This window comes from Brevundimonas sp. CURTG3B2_SDJG (genome assembly GCF_057364705.1).
This window is the reverse complement of the sequence record NZ_JBNFOJ010000606.1, coordinates 1-504: the sequence shown is the minus strand read 5'-3', so window position 1 is coordinate 504 and position 504 is coordinate 1. Positions and strand designations below refer to the sequence as shown.

Sequence of the window (504 nt, the reverse complement as noted above, 5' to 3'; positions counted from 1 at the left end):
GGCTCGACGCGCCCGGCGAGGCGGGTCTCGACGCCCCCCTCGCCCGCCGATGCCGACGACCGTGATCCCCGCCGCCTGAACCTGCGCGTCCGTCAGGCTCACGCGCCCCTCGGGCGCTTCCCCCTCCGCGGCGGAAGCGGTTTCGGACTTGACCGCCGGCGTCGACGGCTCCGATCCCCGGGTGGAAAACCAGAGGCCGCCGCCCAGGACGACCACGACGGCGACGCCGCCGACAAGCAGGGCTCTATTTGAGACGCGCTGGCGCATCACTGGACTCCTTGGAAGGGGGCGCGGCCATCCAGGCGCGCGAGATCGATTTCGGCGCGAACGCGCGCGACGCGAGCGTCCACCGCGGCGGTGCGGGCGTTGACCAGGGCGGTTCGGGTGACCCGCAACTCCACCTGGGAGATGCGGCCGACCTCGAAGCCGATGCGGGACAGGCGGTAGGCCTCTTCGGCGGCGGTGACGCCGGCGTCGGCGGCGCGGACGCGGCTGGCGGAGGCG

General features: G+C 74.4%; 1 protein-coding gene and 1 pseudogene. Both read right to left on the bottom strand.

Annotation, left to right across the window (positions count from 1 at the left end):
• A pseudogene (locus tag AC2W7C_RS18920) lies at positions 1-267 on the bottom strand (hypothetical protein); the annotation flags it as partial.
• A partial coding sequence (locus AC2W7C_RS18915) for a TolC family protein (protein ID WP_486002713.1) occupies positions 267-504 on the bottom strand: 238 nt, incomplete at its 5' end. The gene AC2W7C_RS18915 and the pseudogene AC2W7C_RS18920, both read right to left, overlap by 1 nt.